20 protein-coding genes and 3 pseudogenes are annotated in these 17,342 nt (G+C 60.2%); 14 read left to right on the top strand and 9 right to left on the bottom strand.

All coding sequences use genetic code 11. From position 1 onward, the window contains the following. The first annotated feature begins 297 nt into the window (after positions 1-297). The 4 genes from Har1131_RS22885 (at position 298) to Har1131_RS20990 (ending at position 3,644) form a co-directional block, all read left to right on the top strand. Entirely contained in the window at positions 298-468 is a 171-nt protein-coding gene (locus Har1131_RS22885) for a cytochrome oxidase (protein ID WP_370455102.1), read from the top strand. Between the two features lies 1 nt (position 469). Further along, complete coding sequence (locus Har1131_RS21005; protein ID WP_007189791.1) at positions 470-985, top strand: cytochrome c oxidase subunit II; 516 nt, start codon at positions 470-472, stop codon at positions 983-985. A gap of 1 nt (position 986) precedes the next feature. Further along, complete coding sequence (locus tag Har1131_RS21000; protein ID WP_007189790.1) at positions 987-2,735, top strand: b(o/a)3-type cytochrome-c oxidase subunit 1; 1,749 nt, start codon at positions 987-989, stop codon at positions 2,733-2,735. Positions 2,736-3,419: 684 nt separating this feature from the next. Continuing rightward, positions 3,420-3,644, top strand: a complete 225-nt coding sequence (locus Har1131_RS20990; protein WP_121513612.1) for a hypothetical protein — start codon at positions 3,420-3,422, stop codon at positions 3,642-3,644. A 120-nt stretch (positions 3,645-3,764) separates the two neighbouring features. On the opposite strand, the pseudogene Har1131_RS22880 reads toward Har1131_RS20990, so the two are convergent. The 4 genes and pseudogenes from Har1131_RS22880 to Har1131_RS20970 all read right to left on the bottom strand — a co-directional run. Further along, positions 3,765-4,064 (bottom strand): annotated as a pseudogene (locus Har1131_RS22880) (transcriptional regulator); the annotation flags it as partial. Positions 4,065-4,248: 184 nt separating this feature from the next. Continuing rightward, positions 4,249-4,452: a hypothetical protein gene (locus Har1131_RS20980; RefSeq protein ID WP_225308222.1), complete on the bottom strand. Its 204-nt coding sequence runs from the start codon at positions 4,450-4,452 to the stop codon at positions 4,249-4,251. A gap of 2 nt (positions 4,453-4,454) precedes the next feature. After that, positions 4,455-5,456 (bottom strand): cytochrome d ubiquinol oxidase subunit II, encoded by a 1,002-nt coding sequence (locus tag Har1131_RS20975; RefSeq protein WP_151148421.1) that lies wholly within the window; start codon positions 5,454-5,456, stop codon positions 4,455-4,457. Next, on the bottom strand, positions 5,449-6,903 hold the full coding sequence (locus Har1131_RS20970) for a cytochrome ubiquinol oxidase subunit I (protein ID WP_151148419.1): 1,455 nt from the start codon (positions 6,901-6,903) through the stop codon (positions 5,449-5,451). Before Har1131_RS20970 ends, Har1131_RS20975 begins: the two co-directional genes overlap by 8 nt. A 122-nt stretch (positions 6,904-7,025) precedes the next feature. Here Har1131_RS20970 and Har1131_RS20965 point away from each other — a divergent pair, with 122 nt between their 5' ends. Then, on the top strand, positions 7,026-7,208 hold the full coding sequence (locus Har1131_RS20965; protein ID WP_004965224.1) for a hypothetical protein: 183 nt from the start codon (positions 7,026-7,028) through the stop codon (positions 7,206-7,208). 312 nt (positions 7,209-7,520) lie between these two features. Here the strand turns inward: Har1131_RS20965 and Har1131_RS22060 are convergent, their stop codons facing one another. Next, a complete protein-coding gene (locus Har1131_RS22060) occupies positions 7,521-7,883 on the bottom strand; it encodes a hypothetical protein (RefSeq protein WP_007189785.1) in 363 nt (120 codons plus the stop codon). Between the two features lie 188 nt (positions 7,884-8,071). Here Har1131_RS22060 and Har1131_RS20955 point away from each other — a divergent pair, with 188 nt between their 5' ends. Further along, positions 8,072-9,076: an arsenic resistance protein gene (locus Har1131_RS20955; protein WP_007189784.1), complete on the top strand. Its 1,005-nt coding sequence runs from the start codon at positions 8,072-8,074 to the stop codon at positions 9,074-9,076. Here the strand turns inward: Har1131_RS20955 and Har1131_RS20950 are convergent. Beyond that, positions 8,957-9,880, bottom strand: coding sequence for a sulfite exporter TauE/SafE family protein (locus tag Har1131_RS20950; protein ID WP_080509796.1), 924 nt, complete (start codon positions 9,878-9,880; stop codon positions 8,957-8,959). The two genes, Har1131_RS20955 and Har1131_RS20950, sit on opposite strands and share 120 nt — an antisense overlap. Positions 9,881-10,425: 545 nt before the next feature. Between Har1131_RS20950 and Har1131_RS22055 the strand changes: the two genes are divergently transcribed. From Har1131_RS22055 to Har1131_RS20935, 5 genes are all read left to right on the top strand, one after another. Continuing rightward, positions 10,426-10,581: a hypothetical protein gene (locus tag Har1131_RS22055; RefSeq protein ID WP_169332298.1), complete on the top strand. Its 156-nt coding sequence runs from the start codon at positions 10,426-10,428 to the stop codon at positions 10,579-10,581. A 205-nt stretch (positions 10,582-10,786) separates the two neighbouring features. After that, a complete protein-coding gene (locus Har1131_RS20945; RefSeq protein ID WP_151148417.1) occupies positions 10,787-11,152 on the top strand; it encodes a hypothetical protein in 366 nt (121 codons plus the stop codon). Positions 11,153-11,284: 132 nt separating this feature from the next. Further along, entirely contained in the window at positions 11,285-11,773 is a 489-nt protein-coding gene (locus tag Har1131_RS20940; RefSeq protein WP_050036652.1) for a hypothetical protein, read from the top strand. A gap of 68 nt (positions 11,774-11,841) precedes the next feature. Beyond that, positions 11,842-11,994 (top strand): hypothetical protein, encoded by a 153-nt coding sequence (locus Har1131_RS22050; RefSeq protein ID WP_154020781.1) that lies wholly within the window; start codon positions 11,842-11,844, stop codon positions 11,992-11,994. Between the two features lie 221 nt (positions 11,995-12,215). Continuing rightward, positions 12,216-12,467: a hypothetical protein gene (locus Har1131_RS20935; RefSeq protein WP_151148415.1), complete on the top strand. Its 252-nt coding sequence runs from the start codon at positions 12,216-12,218 to the stop codon at positions 12,465-12,467. A 233-nt stretch (positions 12,468-12,700) separates the two neighbouring features. Here Har1131_RS20935 and Har1131_RS22875 read toward each other — a convergent pair. Beyond that, positions 12,701-13,800, bottom strand: a pseudogene (locus Har1131_RS22875) (SOSS complex subunit B family protein). A 323-nt stretch (positions 13,801-14,123) separates the two neighbouring features. Here Har1131_RS22875 and Har1131_RS20925 point away from each other — a divergent pair. Next, complete coding sequence (locus Har1131_RS20925) at positions 14,124-14,348, top strand: hypothetical protein (protein ID WP_151148413.1); 225 nt, start codon at positions 14,124-14,126, stop codon at positions 14,346-14,348. A 144-nt stretch (positions 14,349-14,492) separates the two neighbouring features. On the opposite strand, the gene Har1131_RS22620 is transcribed toward Har1131_RS20925, so the two are convergent. Then, entirely contained in the window at positions 14,493-14,618 is a 126-nt protein-coding gene (locus Har1131_RS22620) for a hypothetical protein (RefSeq protein WP_255355532.1), read from the bottom strand. A 140-nt stretch (positions 14,619-14,758) separates the two neighbouring features. On the opposite strand from Har1131_RS22620, the gene Har1131_RS20920 reads away from it, so the two are divergent. Both Har1131_RS20920 and Har1131_RS20915 read left to right on the top strand, forming a co-directional pair. After that, positions 14,759-15,358: a helix-turn-helix domain-containing protein gene (locus Har1131_RS20920; protein WP_050036650.1), complete on the top strand. Its 600-nt coding sequence runs from the start codon at positions 14,759-14,761 to the stop codon at positions 15,356-15,358. Next, the gene (locus Har1131_RS20915) at positions 15,355-15,864 is read left to right on the top strand and encodes a hypothetical protein (protein ID WP_050036649.1); all 510 of its coding nucleotides are present in this window, start codon (positions 15,355-15,357) and stop codon (positions 15,862-15,864) included. Before Har1131_RS20920 ends, Har1131_RS20915 begins: the two co-directional genes overlap by 4 nt. Before the next feature lie 802 nt (positions 15,865-16,666). On the opposite strand, the pseudogene Har1131_RS20910 reads toward Har1131_RS20915, so the two are convergent. After that, positions 16,667-17,047, bottom strand: a pseudogene (locus Har1131_RS20910) (helix-turn-helix transcriptional regulator); the annotation flags it as partial. Positions 17,048-17,342 lie beyond the last annotated feature (295 nt).

Here is a 17,342-nt window from a genome sequence, read left to right as displayed (position 1 = left end):
TCGATACCCGACCGCAACGGATTGCTTGGTTGTCGGCGCGTCCGTAGCGTGATTCTCCGAGGGGCGGCGTCAGTGGCTGCACTTGGGTTCGCCGGCACTGCAAGCGCGCAGGAAGCGAGTGGGGGTGCCGTTGGCGGTAGCAGTGGCTCCGGGCTGTTCGTAACGGCGGTGGCACTGGGGCTCACTGGACTCACCATCGGCGCGGTCTACCTCCTTAGCTGGCGAGACAGGCCAGAGCAGTCGTTTTCTCCCGCAACAGCCACTGAAGACCGAGTCGCCAATCAGCACACTGGACAAATGTTTGAGTCCAACGTCGCACAACATGAGACCGGGTCAGTCGCCCACGACGCATTCGACCCAGTCGGGACCGGACTGTTACTCGTGATGTATTTCGTCATCATTTCGCTGATGTGGCTGTTCATGTACTTCGTCGAATTCCTCGGTAACGGGCCATCGGTGGTGGGATAATATGCACGTCCACAGATTCGAACGGCTGTGGCTGGTGGCCGCGCTCGCGATGATTGTCCTGTTCATCGGAACTGTGACCTATGGCGCTGTCGGCGCCGGCTACGGGATGGTTGATGACACTGGTGGCCAGGTTGACCCCACAGACGCCACGGCCAGCGAGAACTTCCGAGAACCGGGTGTGTACAACGGCAGCGAACCGGGCCACTACGACGTGTATATCGAAGCGAAGCAGTTCCTGTTCGTTCCCGGGACGAGCGACCCAGTCCGCGTTCCCGCAAACAGCACCGTCACGTTCCACGTGACGAGCACAGACGTGGTCCACGGCTTCGAGGTCGTCGGCACGAATATCAACACCATGGCTGTTCCTGGGCAGGTGGCGACGATTACCGTAGAGTTCGACGACCCCGGTCAGTACGGGCTCGTCTGCAACGAGTACTGCGGGAGCGGCCACCACACGATGGAAGGGTTGCTGGAGGTTGTCCCACCCGGGCAATTCAACAAGAGTGAGGTGAACTGAGATGGCACATCCACACCGGTCAGAGCAGCCACAGGCGTACGAGGCAGACGAGACATCTCTCAAAGACCGGCTCGCTTTCATCGACCGGTACCCCAACGCCGCACGCATCACCCGTCTCTGCATGGGCGTTTCGTTTACTGCATTGACTATCGGTGCTCTCTTGGGGATTGTTCAGGCGCTCCACCGGACGAACGTCTTCCGTGGAGTCATCAGCTCGGCTGACTACTACTCTGTGCTGACGGGCCACGGCGTTCTGCTCGCGCTGTTTTTCACGATATTCTTCCTGACCGGAATTTTCACTTGGGGGACCAGCAGAAGCCTCGGCATGGGATTACCGTCACCGGGGTTCTCACTGGGGTGGTTTCTCCTCATGCTCTCGGGTGCAGTGATGACTGCTACAGCCATCTTCGGTGGGTTGGTCGGCCAGATTCCGTTCTCGGCCGACGTCCTGTACACGTTCTACGCCCCGTTGCAGGCCCATCCACTGTTCTACGCAGGGCTGGCAGCCTGGCTCGTGGGGACGTGGCTTGCCGGGGCAGACTGGATACGCACCTACTATCACTGGCGACAAGACAACCCCAACGAGCGCATCCCACTGCAGATGTTCATGATTATGACGACGATGCTGATGTGGTACATCGCCACGCTCGGCGTCGCCGTTGAGGTACTCGTCTTTCTCTTGCCGCTGTCCCTGGGTCTCATCGACAGTGTCGACCCGCTACTCACAAGAACGTTGTTCTGGTTTTTCGGCCACCCCGTCGTCTACTTCTGGTTGATGCCGGCCTATTTCGCATGGTACACTGTCCTTCCGAAGCTCTCTGGCGGGCGTTTGTTCAGTGATCCGCTAGCTCGCGTCGTCTTTATTCTCTTTCTCATCCTCTCGACGCCGGTCGGCTTCCATCACCAGTACGCCGACCCTGGCGTGCCAGAAGGGTTCAAGTTCATCGCAATGACCAACACGATGTTCCTGTTGCTCCCGAGTTTCCTCACCGCCTTCACCGTCGTCGCGAGCATGGAGTACGGCGCTCGCCAGCGAGGTGGCACGGGCTATCTGAGATGGCTGAAGGCGCTTCCGTGGGGGAACCCCGCCTTCGCCGGCTGTGCGCTGGCCGGGATGATGTTCGCCGCCGGGGGCTTCTCGGGCATCATCAATGCCGGGATGAACATCAACTCGCTCATCCACAACACGTTGTGGGTCCCTGGGCACTTCCACCTCACCGTCGGGACGGCAAGTGCCCTGACGATGATGGCGATTAGCTACTGGCTCTACCCACAGATTACCGGCAAGCGCCTGCAGTTCTACGGCGTCGCCCAGATACAGCCGTACATCTGGTTCATCGGGATGGGGCTGATGTCCAACGCGATGCACCGAGCGGGGCTGGCCGGCGTCCCCCGACGGACCGCCGAACCGCAGTACCAGCAGTTCGACTTCGCGCCGGTACTGGGCTCGATGCCAGAGATGCGTCTCCAGATTGCTATCGGCGGGACGCTACTGACGCTTGGAGCGCTCATGTTCGTCCTCGTGATGGTCGGAACGTGGCTGGCCGAGCGTGGCCGGGGTCGGTTGCGCGTCGACAGCCACCTCCCCGAACCCATCTCCGGAGCTTCGGACAGCCCACGGGTGCTCGACAACGTCAAACTCTGGTTCCTCATCGCCGTTGTCCTTGTTGCCATCGCCTATGGATTCCCAATCTACTCTATGGTTGCCGACGGCGCGTTCAACCCCGCGGCCCCACCATTCCCCGTGTGAACTACCCTACCTACTTCACTTGGGGGCAATGGTCCTGATCGCTGTTTTGGGATGGCTTTCGTGTGGACTCACGCGCTACGCCCCAGACGAGATGGGACGTTCAAGCTCCTAGTTATATCCAATTTCCAGTGATTCAAGCGTACGTTTGCAGATGCGCATCAGCCGTCGCCGCGCTAGATCACTTGCTTGCAGTTTAGCACAGGGTTTGAATTGCTCGACAGTCTCCCGAAGAGGTGCAGCCAAACTCTCGGGCGTGTCAGGCTTGATTACGGCGGTACGACGGTACTCCACAGGATTTCAAATATATGATTGTGGTCACTCATTGGGAGCAGGTATGCAACAAATATGATGAGTGGTCAGTACTGGGTCGCCTTCGGATCACAGGCTGCAGGCTCGTTCGCACGGCCAGTGAAGCTTCGCTCTATGCCCCTACTCTCAATCCTATTCGCTTGTATTTCTGCCGAAAATGTGCGCAGCAGGGGGGCGATTCTTCTATACCCCTGTCCTGAACCTCGGTATCGAAGCAGCCAGCCTGAGCGGTGGTGATGCGCTCTACGAGACCGTCAAGCGCGACAGGGATCCCAGAGGCTGACCTGCCGGTGGTCCCCGCCGATAACTGGGACGGAGTGACCGTTGTCACTCGACAAGACAGGATATAGGATTTTCTGGCGTGAACATGTCTGTATGCCCCTACGCACTACGGTCAAACGCCGGGTTCTGGGCTGTCGTCTCTGTCTGCCGGCGCTGTTCACCGCCGGTATCGCCACCGCCGCTATCGTTATCGGCTTGCTAACTGGTGACATGGTGACGGCGCTCGGTGCGTTCCTGTTGGTCCCGAGTGCGATACTACTCTTTGCGATCGGTCTCAAACGGGAGACTACTGCATTATCGGACCATCGAACGCACTGATCTGCCGGAATTGAACCGGGTCGAAGCCAGACTTACGCGCCCGCTCTGAGTGGTGTCAGGATCTTTAGGGTCAGCACCCTTGCCTTGTGGGGCGTCTCCGTGATTGCTCACAGGATGGTCGTCCGTACCGAGATCAATCCGATCAAGCAGGCGATCAGAGACTTCAACCAGTGCGACTCCAGTCAGGAGGCCGCCAATCATCAGTGTCGGAAGCCCCCCAGCGGTGTACTGCAGTCCCTCGCCAATCAGCCCGAATAGCGACGCTGCCACCATGATGCCGGACGCAATGCCCCAGAGCGCGACGTTCCAACGGTCGCTAAACTCGTCAATAAAGAAGAACGGGATCGCTCCCAGCCCAGTGGCTACCGCAGTGACTAGACCGGCAACGAATACGAGTCCAATGTGGCTAACGAGTATAATACTAACTTTTTACCCATCTGAACAAAAGAATATTCCTAAAAGCCAAAAATATTTTTGGCTAGACTAAAATATGCAGAAAATCTCGACTGTCTATATCTGGGCGGAACAGAGCCGGTGAGGCTGAATGTCCAGTCAGCACGCCACTGCGTGAATGAGCCGCGAGCTGTGACAACGATGTCACTACTTACCGACTCTCGGCGATACGTTGCTGTACCAACTTGTCCACGTTGTACAGCAGCGCTCCCACGGAAGCAAGCACAGTCGCAAGATAGACGATTAGCTGTGGTGGGCCGGAGGCCGCCCCGCCCAGCGCCGCGCCGGCAAAGCCGACGACAATGACCTCAATCCAAGTGACAAAGACACGCGACAACAGCATAGTCCCGGCCACGGTCAGTACGCCTCCTCAGGCGTGATGGGACCGCTGAAAGCCGAGTACAGCACTACGAAGTACACCGCCACCAGCGGGAGCAGCAGCGACGCACCGATAGTCATCAGATTCAGTGGCAGTGTCGAGACGATAGCTCCACGAACTGTCGTGCCCGTCGCCGGGTCGATGGCGGGATACATGAGTCTCGCGACGACAGCGACGAGACCGTAGGTCATAGCCGCTGCCGCGCCGAGTGCCCGCAGGCTTTGCTCGCGCCGAAGCGCGACGGTGTAGCCAACCGCCAATCCAATCGAGAGCATGACGAGGGCCACAATCGCCGGAGAGAGAAGCGCCGAGAGGCCGTCTGGAAGCCGTATCCCGAGTACCCCAAGAGTGGCGACCACAGCAAGCAGGTAGCCCGCCGTCGCCGCCGTCCCATAGGTTGTCACCGAATCGGGGAGCTGTGCTTGTCCCTTCAGTTGCAGGAACGCTGCCCCTGAGACGACCGTCAGCAGCGTTAGCGTGACGCCGACGATGAGGCCGACTAGCGTCAGCGATCTAGTGGCCCCGACGAGCCAGTTGCCGGCAAACATACCCAGCAGGAAGGGTGCGAGGACGCTGCCAGCGACGAACGCCCGCCCCCACCACCGCTGCCACGCCGCGTCGTGGCGCTGTTCGTACATCTCCGGGGCGAGCCCGCGTAGGATGAGCGCGCCAAGGATACCGAACATCAGCAGGTAGTGGCGACTGAACAGACCAGCATACACCGGGGGGAACGCGGCAAAGAGAGCGCCGCCGAAGACCACTAGCCACACTTCGTTGCCGTCCCAGAAGGGGCCAATAGCCGCCAGCACTGTCTCGCGTTCGTCGTCAGTCTCCAGGAGCGCGAATATCGCGCCGGCCCCGAAGTCGAACCCATCGAGAAAGAGGAACGTCGCGAGCATGGTAAACACCAGCCCGAACCACAGCTCCGGCAGTGGGAGCCCAAACAGCGGGCCGGCAGCAAGCGAATCGACGCTAATCATCGTCGACCGCCCCGGGGGTCGGCTGGCTCGGACTCGGACCCGAGTCAGGAGTCCGCGTATCGTTCTTGACCGACCGGAGTTCGTCATTGCCCGGGGGCCCGTTCCGGATGATGCGCCAGATAACGTAGGTGTACAGGCCCAGTAACGTGGTGTAGACTCCGATGAACCCAACAAGAGTGATAGTCGCCTCAGTCCCGGTCAAGCCCGGAGAGACGCCCGCGCTGGTTTTCATCACATCCTGAATCACCCACGGTTGGCGGCCGACCTCTGTGACTATCCAACCAAGTTCGACAGCGAGAATCCCGAGCAGAGACGACCCCATCAACGCTTTGTGCAGGAGACCGTCCTCGAGCAGTTGGCCCTTGTACCATCGGTAGCCGCCCCAGAACGCCAGCAGGATGAACCAGAACCCGAGTCCGACCATCGCACGGAAGGCCCAGAAGACGATAGCGACAGGCGGGGCCTCTGTGTCAAAAGAATTCAACCCACGTATCTCGGCTGTCGGATCACCTCCGCTGGCCAGCCACGAGGCCCCGCCTGGAATACCGATGCCGAACAGTTCCTTTGCTCGCGGGTTCAGGAAGCCGTCGATGCTCGTTGGTACGGCAAAGATGTATTCGGGGACGTACGACTCAGTCTCCCAGACAGCCTCCATCGCGGCGAACTTCTGCGGTTGGGTCTCTGCGACGTGGCGGCCGTACATATCGCCATGCAGTACCTGTAGCGGTGCGGTGATGAGCAGCGCGACGAGACCGATTTTTAGCGTCGCCTCCCAGAACTGTGGATTCTCTACGGGGTAGCCCCAAACGTGGTGGCGGAACACAAAGTAGGCACCGACACCGGCCATGAACAGCGCTACTGACTCGACGGCCGCATTCTGCATGTGGACGAACATGTATCCAAAGCGGGGATTGAGATACGCCGCCAGCGGGTCGACGAGGTGGACAACCATTTGGCCGTTCTCGGTGACGAGTTCGTAGCCACGCGGCGTCTGCATCCAGGAGTTTGCGATGAGAATCCACACTGCCGACAGCCACGTCCCCAGGCCAACGGCCACGCTGGAGACGAAATAGAGTTTGTCGCCGACCCGGTCACGGCCGAAGACGAACACGCCAAGGAAGGTAGCCTCAAGCATGAACGCCATCATCCCCTCAACGGCCAGCGGGCCGCCGAACAGTTCACCGGCCGCCGTCGCGAACGCGGCGAAGTTCGTCCCGAACTCGAACTCGAGAACGATGCCGGTAACCGTACCGACAACGAAAGAGATGGCGAAAATCTTGGTCCAGAACCGACGCAACTGCTCGTATATCGGCTCGCCAGTCCGGATATCTCTCCACGTGAAATAAATGAGAAACGGGGCGAGTCCCATGCTCATCACCGGGAAGATGATGTGGACGATGGTCGTGACTGCGAACTGGAGCCGACTTGCAATGACTGGGTCGATCATGATGTGAAACCGTGTGGTCGCGGAGCTGCCGTATATCGGAATGTAATCGAGCGAAAGCCTTAGATTCAGTTTTGTCGTAAGACAAGGGAGCGATTTACTGGTGGAATCGCCTGTATCCTGATATGGACACTCGGTGGGCGGTATTCGCACTCGTGGTGGTCGTGACAGCGGTCATGATCGTCCGGGGAATCGTCGGTATCCAGAACGGCGAGTTCGGCACCGTCGGGCGACAGTTCGGAGTCGGTGCTATCGTGTTCGCTTTCGGAGTCGCGCTCGTCAGGTATTGGGATCGAGTTGGCCGCTAGTCCCAAGCTAAGAGCCGTCAGATAGACTTGATAGCCACTTGCCGTAACCAAACGCTGCGTTGAGACATGTGCGTACAACAGGTATCACCGACAAACAGGCCAGACAGTCAGCAACCGATACATCTCGTCTGTGAGGGCGTCGGCAGCACGCATCCGGTATACGTAGCGACAACTCGGCCCGCTGTCGTTGCGTGTCATCTGTTCCCGTCTGAGTGTGGGCGAGCAGATGATTTAATAGTGTATAATAATCCCAAGTCTATGAAAAGTCAGACGAACGATACGACCATGGCGGCGAGTGGACTGGATGACCAGTCAGTCGCGGTATCGTCTGACGACAAAGACGAGCAGCGCGAGGACAAGGACCACCTGGACGGCCTTGTCGACGTAGCCGACGAGCGTGTAGTTGCCGGCCTTGATCACGACCCATAGCGGTATCTGGATGGCTGTGTAGGGTATCGCCGCAATGGCGAGGGCGTCCCTGCGGACGCCGCGGACGTACAGCGCCGCCCCTCCGAGAAATCCCAATCCGGCGAGTACGAGCGGCGGCGCGCCCTCGACGACACCCGGATAAATGTGAGTCACCGCGGTGATACCGACCAGCACGACGATCCCCTTTTCAAGCGTCGATAACGACGTTGTCGGGCGGTCAGCCGACCGGGACTGTGTCTCTACCATGTCGAGTAGAAGACCCGAGACAAATATATAGCTGTGGTTGGCACACGCCAACGGCCAACTTCTCCCCTATTGTATTGTGACAACTAAACATTTTTGTGTCGATGGTCGATTCTCCCTACGTACGGCGTCCGTCGCTATGGTGCCGGGCGGCATACCGGTAGCGCGCGTCGAGACACCGCCTCAGAACAATGATACGGAGACTCCTCGAGACACTGAAAGCCAACCTCATCTACGTCGTCGTCGGTGCGCTGGTCACCGGACTCGCTGCCGGCCAGGTGGCGGGTGAGAGCACTCGGGGACTGTTACAGACGGCCGTTGTCCCAGTGCTGTTTCTGATGATATATCCGATGATGATCAACATCGATCTGGATGAGATACGCAACCTGCGGGCACACGCGCGGCCCGTAGCGCTCAGTCTGGTGGTGAACTTCCTGTTTACGCCGTTTGTGGCCGTCTTGTTGGCCCGGGCCTTCTTCGGCGGGAACGTTGAGTACACTGTCGGGCTCTACTTCATCGCCCTGATTCCGACATCCGGGATGACCGCCGCTTGGACCGGGCTAGCCAACGGCGACCTAGAGTCGGCGCTGGTCGCCATGGCTGTAAACCTGCTGGCCGCGGTCGCGATACTCCCGGTATATCTGTCCGTGCTGATACCGGGCAGTGTCGGCTTCGAGCCGACGGCGCTGTACCGACAACTCGCCCAGGTCGTCGTCGTACCGATGCTGGCGGGGAACGTCACCCGGCGACTCCTCCTCCGTCGGTACGGCTGGGAGGGGTTCAGGGAGCTGAAACCCACGTTCGGCGGCCTCAGCTCTTTTGGCGTGATGCTCATCGTGTTCATCGCAATGACGATGCGGTCGCGGGCGATCCTCGCCGACCCCCTCACTTCGGCCAGTGTCGTCCTCCCGCTCGTCCTGTTCTACGTGGCCGTCGTGGCCGTCGGCTCGGGGTTGGGGAGCGTGTTCCTTGACGACGGACAGCGGGTCGCGCTGGTGTACGCGACGAGCATGCGGAACCTCTCTATCGCCGTCGCCGTCGTCGTCGCCGCCGAGACGTTACCGACCGGGGCCGTCCTACCCATTGCACTCGCGTACATCCTCCAGCCGCCGCTGGGGGTCCTTTACATGCACTACCGCCGCGACATCGTCGATGAGGGGCTCTCCCCCCGGGAAGCCGCCGCCAGGCTGGTATGACCCCCGGTGTGGCGTGTGATACTCGGAACGCCGCTTCCAGCCGACAGTCGCTGTGTCCGCGGGGCACGTCGGGCGGTCCATTCCCGACCACAGCGATGTACTGCGTGGTCGGTCACCACAGCTGGAAGTGTGGTAGCGGGACGGCCGGAAGCGTGACACCGAGTGCGGCCAGGCTGTGCTGGAGCTGGATGTAGCCAGCGCGGCGGAGGCGACACCGAGCATGCGGTGCAGTCGCTGGCGGCCACCGATGTACAGCCCCTCGAACACCGTCACGGTCAAGAAGACGGCCGGAACGGTCCCGAGCCCCAGCGCATCGAGGGCTGCCATTCCGCCCAGTGCAGACCCCTGTACGAACGCGTACAGGTACACCAGGTACAGCAGTGGACACGGCAGGAACTCGTGGACGGCACCGAGCCCGGCGATGCGGTAGTCGCCCACCCACTCGTCCATCCACGAGAGCAGGGCCGCCCGCACCAAGCTCGCGATGCGTTCGACACCTGGGGGCGGAACGGACCGTACTCCGCCACCGGTGACGTAGCTGGTACCGACGACGGCGACGGTGACAGTGAGATCCACGGCGATACCCGTCAGGGCGCGGACCCCCGTCGCGACGAGAGTCACCGCCCGGACACTCACGAAGGCCAGCTGGCCAGCGAGCCCGAAGACACCGCCTAGCAGGGTGCAGGGGGCCGTGCGTCCGAAGTTGAACACTGCGTGCTGTCTGATTTTCCGGAACGAGAGGATGTCGTCGCGCCCGTCTTCAGCCATCCAGTCCGCGTAGATAGCGATCGGCGGCCTACACATTCTGATGCAGTGTGTGCCGCCGAGCAGGCCGACGAGTGCCAGTACCAGCAGTCCGGACGTTCGGTCTGATAGGCCTGGTCAACGACGCCGGTCAGGTTCCGGAGGAAGGTGAGCGAGAGGTGGCGGAAGTCATAGGCTGCTATCCGGTCGGACTCTGCGGCGTCGATACGTTCGAACGTCACGCCGGGTTTCTCGTCGACGATGGCCTTGGCGGGAGAATAATGGCCAGCCTCGGAGTAGAAGTGGAATTGAGAGTGACGACTTGTTATATAAGCTATAACAAAACACTCCAGATTTTCATATGGAATATGGTGTGTAGCACCGGCAGACACCCACTTAGTAGCGGAGAATTAATTAATCGTAACTGAGTTTTTGAAAGAGCGCGTTGAGGCACAGTAGTCTCCAGCAGCCGGCGTCGTGGGCAACGTCAGGCGAGCGCACCACATCGCTCGTGAGTACCACGGCTGGGATCTACCAGACGAAAGCGAGCGCCGTCACCAAGCGATGGCGGGCGAGACGTGATGTCCAGTGACTCGTCTCAGTATATGACCTGCAGAACCGACGAGTGCGACGCGCCGATCGTCGACGCCGAGCGCATCGCGTCTGTCGACGGAGAGTACGGGCCCTGCATGGCTGTCGGGCGTCACGCCGGCGTCTGTTCTACCGATCATCTCTCTGTCTGGGACGTCGCAGAGGCCTGAGTGCTGTCGGTCGCGTATTCGCACTGGTGATTTTGTGTCCCCCGAGAGGGTGAGGGGCTTCCCGAACATGAGTACCGAACAGCAGTCCGTCGACGAACAGTCTCCAAGCACCGAAGCCGACGACCGACCGGACATTCGTTCCCAGCACCGACAATCACAGACGAGTGGCGAGGTTTTTGCGGGGCGTCCACGGGGTGAGAGATAGATGTGTTGTCCCGACTGCCGGCGGCCACGGTCAGCGTCGGCGTGTGTCGACAAGCGGTACTACGTCGACGGGCAAGCCCATGACCCGATCCCGTGGGGCGAGGGCAGCCAGTATCTCACGTACAAGCTGCAAGTCCTCCAGACAAACGAACGGGCCGTTACCGTCGACCTCGAACGGTGGCGTGACCAGTCGTGTCCTGCGTGTGGTGTCGAGCACGGCGAGGTACATCATCGGTTCTGCGACTACGAGGAATGCCCCGCGTGTGGCGAGCTGTTGCTACTGTGTTCTTGTGTCGTCGAGATTGAAGTCGTCGCACCACGCAGTCCAAGGCTTCGCATCAAGCAGTCCCTCGCTCGTCTCGTGTAAGTGGAACCATCGTAGAGGTCTGTGGTCGATAGCAAGACCAGACCCAGTGGTCCGAGTTTTGTGTGCGCCGACGAGGGTGCCGGCGTCGCACTGACTGCAGTGCGTGGAGCGCCGGCAGGTCACGGTCTACCAATGCATATGCTCATCTACGCGCTCGTTGAGGCATCGACAGCAGACGCAGCACTCGCCGCTGGCAAAGGCGTTTTCGACAACCTGGTCGGCGTCGACAGGCACTCAAACGCAGTGTTCGACTACTACGTCACGTTCGACGAGAGTTCCACCGTCGCAAGCAAATCCCGGTGGGGCGAGCGTCCGACCGCGGCTCCGGTCGACTCCGAGGTCGGCCAAGAACTCCTTGGCGATGGCTGGGAGACAACGAAGTCAGCGTTCGAGCGTAATCTCCAGACGGTCAAAGACGCCCTCGACGAGCTCTCAGACGAGGAGATTATGCGCGACAAAGACCTCACTCGATGTGCGTTCCAGAGAGTCGGAGCCGCCAAGGGTCCAGAGATTGCACTGTACGAGGAACACGGATGCGGGATTCGCGATCGGACGCAGCTTGACCGGCTTCTGGACGAGAGTGATAACCTCTGGATCGTCCCCGCCGACGTCCACTTCTGAGGGAGAGCTGCGGCAGTCAGTTTTCGTCGAACCCGATTTTGTGTGTTCCTGGCGGGTGAGGAACACGAATGTCGGAGACTCCTGATTCATGCCCGAGAGAGGAGTGTGACGCAGACATCGTCAAGACCGAGACTGTCGACGTCGAGGCAGACCCACGCGCTCGTGACCCGCGCACCGAGACTGTCGTGACGTGTACGGAGGGCCACCAGCGAGTTATGTAGAATCGCTGGTCTGCGTTTCCGGGGAGTGACGACGCGCACGTCGGGGTCGCGCGTGGTTGGAGACGAGAGGGACACGACTGCACTCGCGCTGGCAGTCGGTCCCTCTCAGCGTGGGACTGACGGCCGGGCAGATACAGGTGGTTGGCTGGTGTGTCGTCTGACCGCCGGGCAGCCGCCGCTGGGCGGCACGCTCGCTCTTGGCGGAGCCGGTGCGTGGACCGATGGCCGGCGGAGAGGGTAGGAGTGGCGTGTGTCTCGTGTGTGGCCGGCAGGGGATTCTGGTGTTGCTGGCCCTGGAGTCGAGTCCTGTGGCACTCGTGACGGTGTCGAGGGAGGCGGCGGTTCGGATGGCAGGACTCGTGGGACTGCTGGCGGGACTACTGACACTGACTGCGACGGGACTGCTGGCTTCGACGGTACTACTCCGAGCGACATCGCGACGGCGGACTCGGTGTCGGACCAGCACATCTTGAAAGCCCCACGCCGCTGGCGGTCGCTCAGCGACATATCCTCACTCCGTTCGGATAGGGGCCGCTGACGCGACCACGGCAAGCGCCAGCGGCGTGCCCCTTTCAGTCCCGCCCGACTGCTACGGCACAGCACAGCAGAATCGAACGCGCGCGTCGGAGTCGCGCGCGATCCGGGTGAGGAGTCGCACCGCCCGAGGAAGCCCCCGCTCGATGGGTGACGCCCTCGCTACCGGGCGTTAGTCTGCGGAGTGGACCATGCCCTGATGGGTGGCGGCTCCATGCTCAGTGTCGAACAGGTCCGAACACCCGGACTCGGGACAGCGGGCCTTCCCGAGCGTCACGGCGACCGCGCGGTCAGAATCCCGCTCGTTGGCCCACTGATGGGTGTCTGACTCGGCTTCCCATGACGCCGCCGTTCGACTATCGCCGGACGAACCGAACGAACCGCCCCCGTGTCCGGTAGGCGCGGGACCGTCGCCGCGCTCGATGACACACATGAGCGTGTCGCTCGTGACCGCCACCGTCTTGATACCGTTGTAGTCGTCGGGCTTGCCCCCGGAAATCCGAACTCTGTCGCCCTCGCGGAGCGTGCGAACCATCTCGCCGCCGTGCATGGACTTGCCCCAGACCGTGACCTTCGCGCTCGTTCCCTCGTCGTCCTCGATGTAGAGGACTTGGTACTGGTTCCGCGCGTCTGGCTCCGCGATGATGTGGGTCACTTCGCCCTCGACCGTACACTCGTAACCGTAGGGACTCACCTCGGCGATGGGCGTGGGGACTTGCAGTTCGTTCTGGGCCTCGTCCAAGACGGTAAAGGAAGCGTCGTACAGGCTGTTACAGTCGCCCATCTGCCCGGACACAAGGGCCGCGAGTCGGCGGCTTGCTGGTTGACTCGCGCCAGCGTGTCGCGGTCCATCCACTGCCGAGGGTCAGCCGGGGAACGGAACCCGTCAGCACGTTCGGTTTCCGCGTCGGTGAGCTGGCGAGCCGACGCCTCGCGGTCGGCACCGTCGACGTGAGCGCGTGCGACCTCGGAGTGGCGGGCTTGCTCGGCTTCGCGTCCGTGACGTTCCTCCTGCTGTTCCAGCGTTTCGCCAAACCGCCGGTCCGGACCAACCTCGGTCGAGCGGGTCCAGTCGTATGCCTCCTCCTGCCGGGCGTAGAAGTTGCCACGGCTATCGCTACCCCGATTCATCCTGAAATCGAGTTCGTCGCCGTTCTCCGTCTCTGCGACCGCCTCTAGAAGCTGTTCGGGGCCACCCTCGACGTGGGCCGAAAGGGAAACCGTCTTGTTGCTTGCCGATGCTTTCTTACCGCTGGAATTGCTAGCGTACATTGTCTTTCGTGTTCCAACGGAAAGACACTTGTCGGGTGCTCTAACACCCGATTTCTGCGGCGTGAAACTGCCCTGCCAGCGCCGCGTGCGTCGTGTCTTTCCGTACTTAATGGCATGGGTGCCGAATACTTAAAGGCAACGGACCATTTGGATTGTTTCAAGTGCAATCTTCGGGCGTCTGAGTGGTTTCTAAGCGGCGTCTTGTGTTTCGCGTTTCGAGGGAGAATAGTATATAAAACCGTAGGTGGTTGACACCCCGGCAGGCGGCCCCATCGTGTGCGGTTGCGGTGAGCCAGCATCCCGCGCGGCCAAGCGAGTGCCGGATGGGTGAAAGCCCGGCAGCGCAACGAAGTGAGCAGCCCGGAACACAGCGACTGCAAGGAGCGTCCTCGTTCCGGCGAGGGAGCGCCGGCCGCGAGGGTGGTGCTCGCGCACGCAGCCTCGCCGCCGTCTCCGGCACAGCGGACGGCGGCGAGACAACCGCGCGCACGGACTGGCACGCCACCGCATCAGCGCGTCAACGTGGGTCAGTCTGGTGGCGGCTGTGAGAGAGCTGGTGTCCTAGTGTGTGCGTGAGCGTGGGCCAGCCGGCCCGGGAGGAACTAAGGGTGGGTGGCTGGTGGGTCGCGACAGCGCGCGACGCCACCGACAGACTCCCGCTGGTCGTCTGTCAAGCCCTCGTTCGCTCCCGCTCACGAGGACGACGGGGCGCTGCGCTCGGCGCTATCGCGCGCCTCGCGGCGGTCCATCGTGCCTGCGGTAGCGGGCGCGATCCCGGCCTGCAGCTGGAAGCAGAGACTGGAATCGTTTTTACTCATAGTTGGTCGACCGTTGATCAAGAGAGTCCCAGTGGACCAGCTACTGGATGCACTACCTCAAAGAGAAGCTTATCGCGATACCGTGATAGTGACCAGAACACTCTTTACTGTTTCTCTGTAAACTGTAATTAACGTACACTATGTCACGCACCTCAGACCAAACCGACGGCGACATTGTCCGCGACTTCCTCTCGGTCGCGGATCTCCTCGAAGAGCCTCAACTGGCACAGCTGTACGCATACCTCGCTCGCAAAGACGAGGCGACTGTCCAAGACGTAATGCACGAACTCAGCCTCGCACAGGGAACTGCCTACAGCTACGTTAACCGGCTCGTTGACGCCGACGTCGTTGAGGTCACTCACGACGAGCAGCCCCGTCGATATGCAGCCCGCGAGATCAATCTGACTGTGACGACAGTCGCGGGCGACCGCGAGTACACGATCACGCCAGCGCTCATTGACGCGGTCGGTCGCCGTGAGTCCAACGATGACATCGACACCTACATCGACCGCCACAGCGTCGCCGGCCTCGCAACGGCGCTCACCTACGCGGTCGCCCGCGAACGTGGGGAAACAACCCACCGGCTGATGGCTGAGGATCTCGATATCTCGCCGCTGGCTGCGGAGATGATCCTGCAGGCGCTCCGGCCCGTCGTCCACGAGCACTACGACATCGAAGCGTCGGGCGCGTCGCTTGACGAGTTGGACACCAACGACAGCGACGCGGCTGACGACACGTGAGCAGCCTCCATATCGTCGACACCGGCCTGTTCGTCGCGATGGGGCAGCTGTCGAACAGGCGGTACAAGGCCGTCCGTCGATTTGCCCGCCAGAACGACATCACCTTCGTCCTTCCAGAGCGAGTGTACGAGGAGCTGACAGTCGACGACTCCGACGTTGAAGCGCCACCTGTCGATGCTGCGATCAACGAGGAGTGGGCTGACGTCGCAGCGCCACTTGATTTTTCCAAACCCATCGTCTCGAGGGCGATGGATGGCGTCCAGAGATACATTGCGAGCGCCGACGACCGACCCGCAGACGAGGTCGAGCGAGCCGACGCCGCGCTTGCGGCCCTAGCTGCTCAGCATCTCAGTTCGGGGACAGTACGCCAAGTGTACATCTATACAACCGATATCGCCGCCGGCGAAGGGGCTGAAACTGTGCTCACCAGTGAGGGATACGGTGACTCGGTGACGTTCGTGAACGGCTTCCGGTTCCTCGAAGATTTACTCCCGGGCGATAGCTAGTCGATTCTCAATACTCTGTCGAGATCTCCCTACTTTATCTTCGACATTTTGTATTCCAATTGCGGTACGATTGTTTCCACGGAAGCGATTCAGGATCTATTCGCCTAGCTCATCCGTTTTTGTCTTAACCAACAAAGTCGGCGCAGTCTGGGGAAATGTTGGTTAGTCGGTGTCTGGGCCCAGTGGCCCGGGTAGACACACCTCGGTTTTGTGTGGCCGCAAGCGGGTGGCGGCCAGACAGGGCCGCTGGGAGGTAATATCTCCGGTGAATGATATTCACTGTCTATGGCGTGAGGACGGATTCATTACCGAATCCGCTGAGATTCGGATGCAGTCGAGGTCGTTGTCAACCCAAGACCAATTGCGTTCATCTATAGTCTCAATACCTGAGTCTTTAGAATCCCGTAAATAATACAGACTCTCATGAGTGATTGTATCTGGGCTGTGTGTAAGCCCGAGCAGCGGGCTATCTTGTTTTTTTGTATTACGTATGGTGCGTCGGTTATCGGAATCCAACTCACAAACTGGGCATGGAGTGCTGAAAAAGAGACCAACGGATTTCCGTGGATAGATGAGTGGTGGATACTCGTACTAGTCACAGTGATACTCTATGTATTTGGAGGGTTCAACTCGAAACTTCTATTCGTTTGATGTATTCTACGGTGTCATAGAACGGTTCACTGGGTCGTTTGTTTCAACGCTCTTGAGCGAGAACTACTTGCTCAGCAAGTGTACAAATAGAGCGACTACTCCCAATTAGCCACGAGTAAACCGATTGTTGTGAGCGCTAATACACCCCCCGGAGTAGTTCGTCGACGTCGTCGGCGTCAGTGATCGCGGCTTGCACACGATCGATGAAGGCCCGGATCGGCGCATGGAACTCAGACTGCGGAATGGCGAGGATTGGGTCGTCTTTCTAGAGTCGATCTGGGTTGATCGTGATGTGGTTTCGTTGTGGCGTCTCTCGAATTTGTATGGCACCAATACTGTCGAGGAGGGCGACAGCCCGCCACACCGTCGAGCGGGTGACACCCGTGGCGTCAACGAATTCGGGGATCGTAATCTCCGTGTCGTGGGCGTCGGCGAGCAGTCGGGGGATGTCGTCTGCGGCACCGATACGAAAGACATCGGTATCCGGGTCAGGATACGTATCGATGCAGACCGTTATATCCCGTTTCGCTATTTCAGACACTATCTGATTTTGTGCAACAGCATATAAATATAGTAACAATTGAAACGATGTACACACTGATCGCACTGCCATCGTGCGATCAGGTGTGCATTGATTTTCAATGGCTACTATAGGTGGCGTCGTCAAGTAGTAGGGCAGTATCCTATGCCAGTAATTCACGGCCGCTATCGGTTCCAGGGTCGCTGGCTCGACGTTGATTTGGCGACGATGCGTGCTATTGTTTGGCCTGTTTAGGGTGCATCGGATCCAGAAGGGAGGCCCCACCTGTGAACAACTCGACGAGAGC

The organism is Haloarcula sp. CBA1131, from assembly GCF_008728975.1.
In the GTDB taxonomy this organism is placed as follows: domain Archaea; phylum Halobacteriota; class Halobacteria; order Halobacteriales; family Haloarculaceae; genus Haloarcula; species Haloarcula hispanica.
The sequence above is the reverse complement of the archived record's forward strand: the minus strand, read 5'-3'. Positions and strand labels throughout refer to the sequence as shown.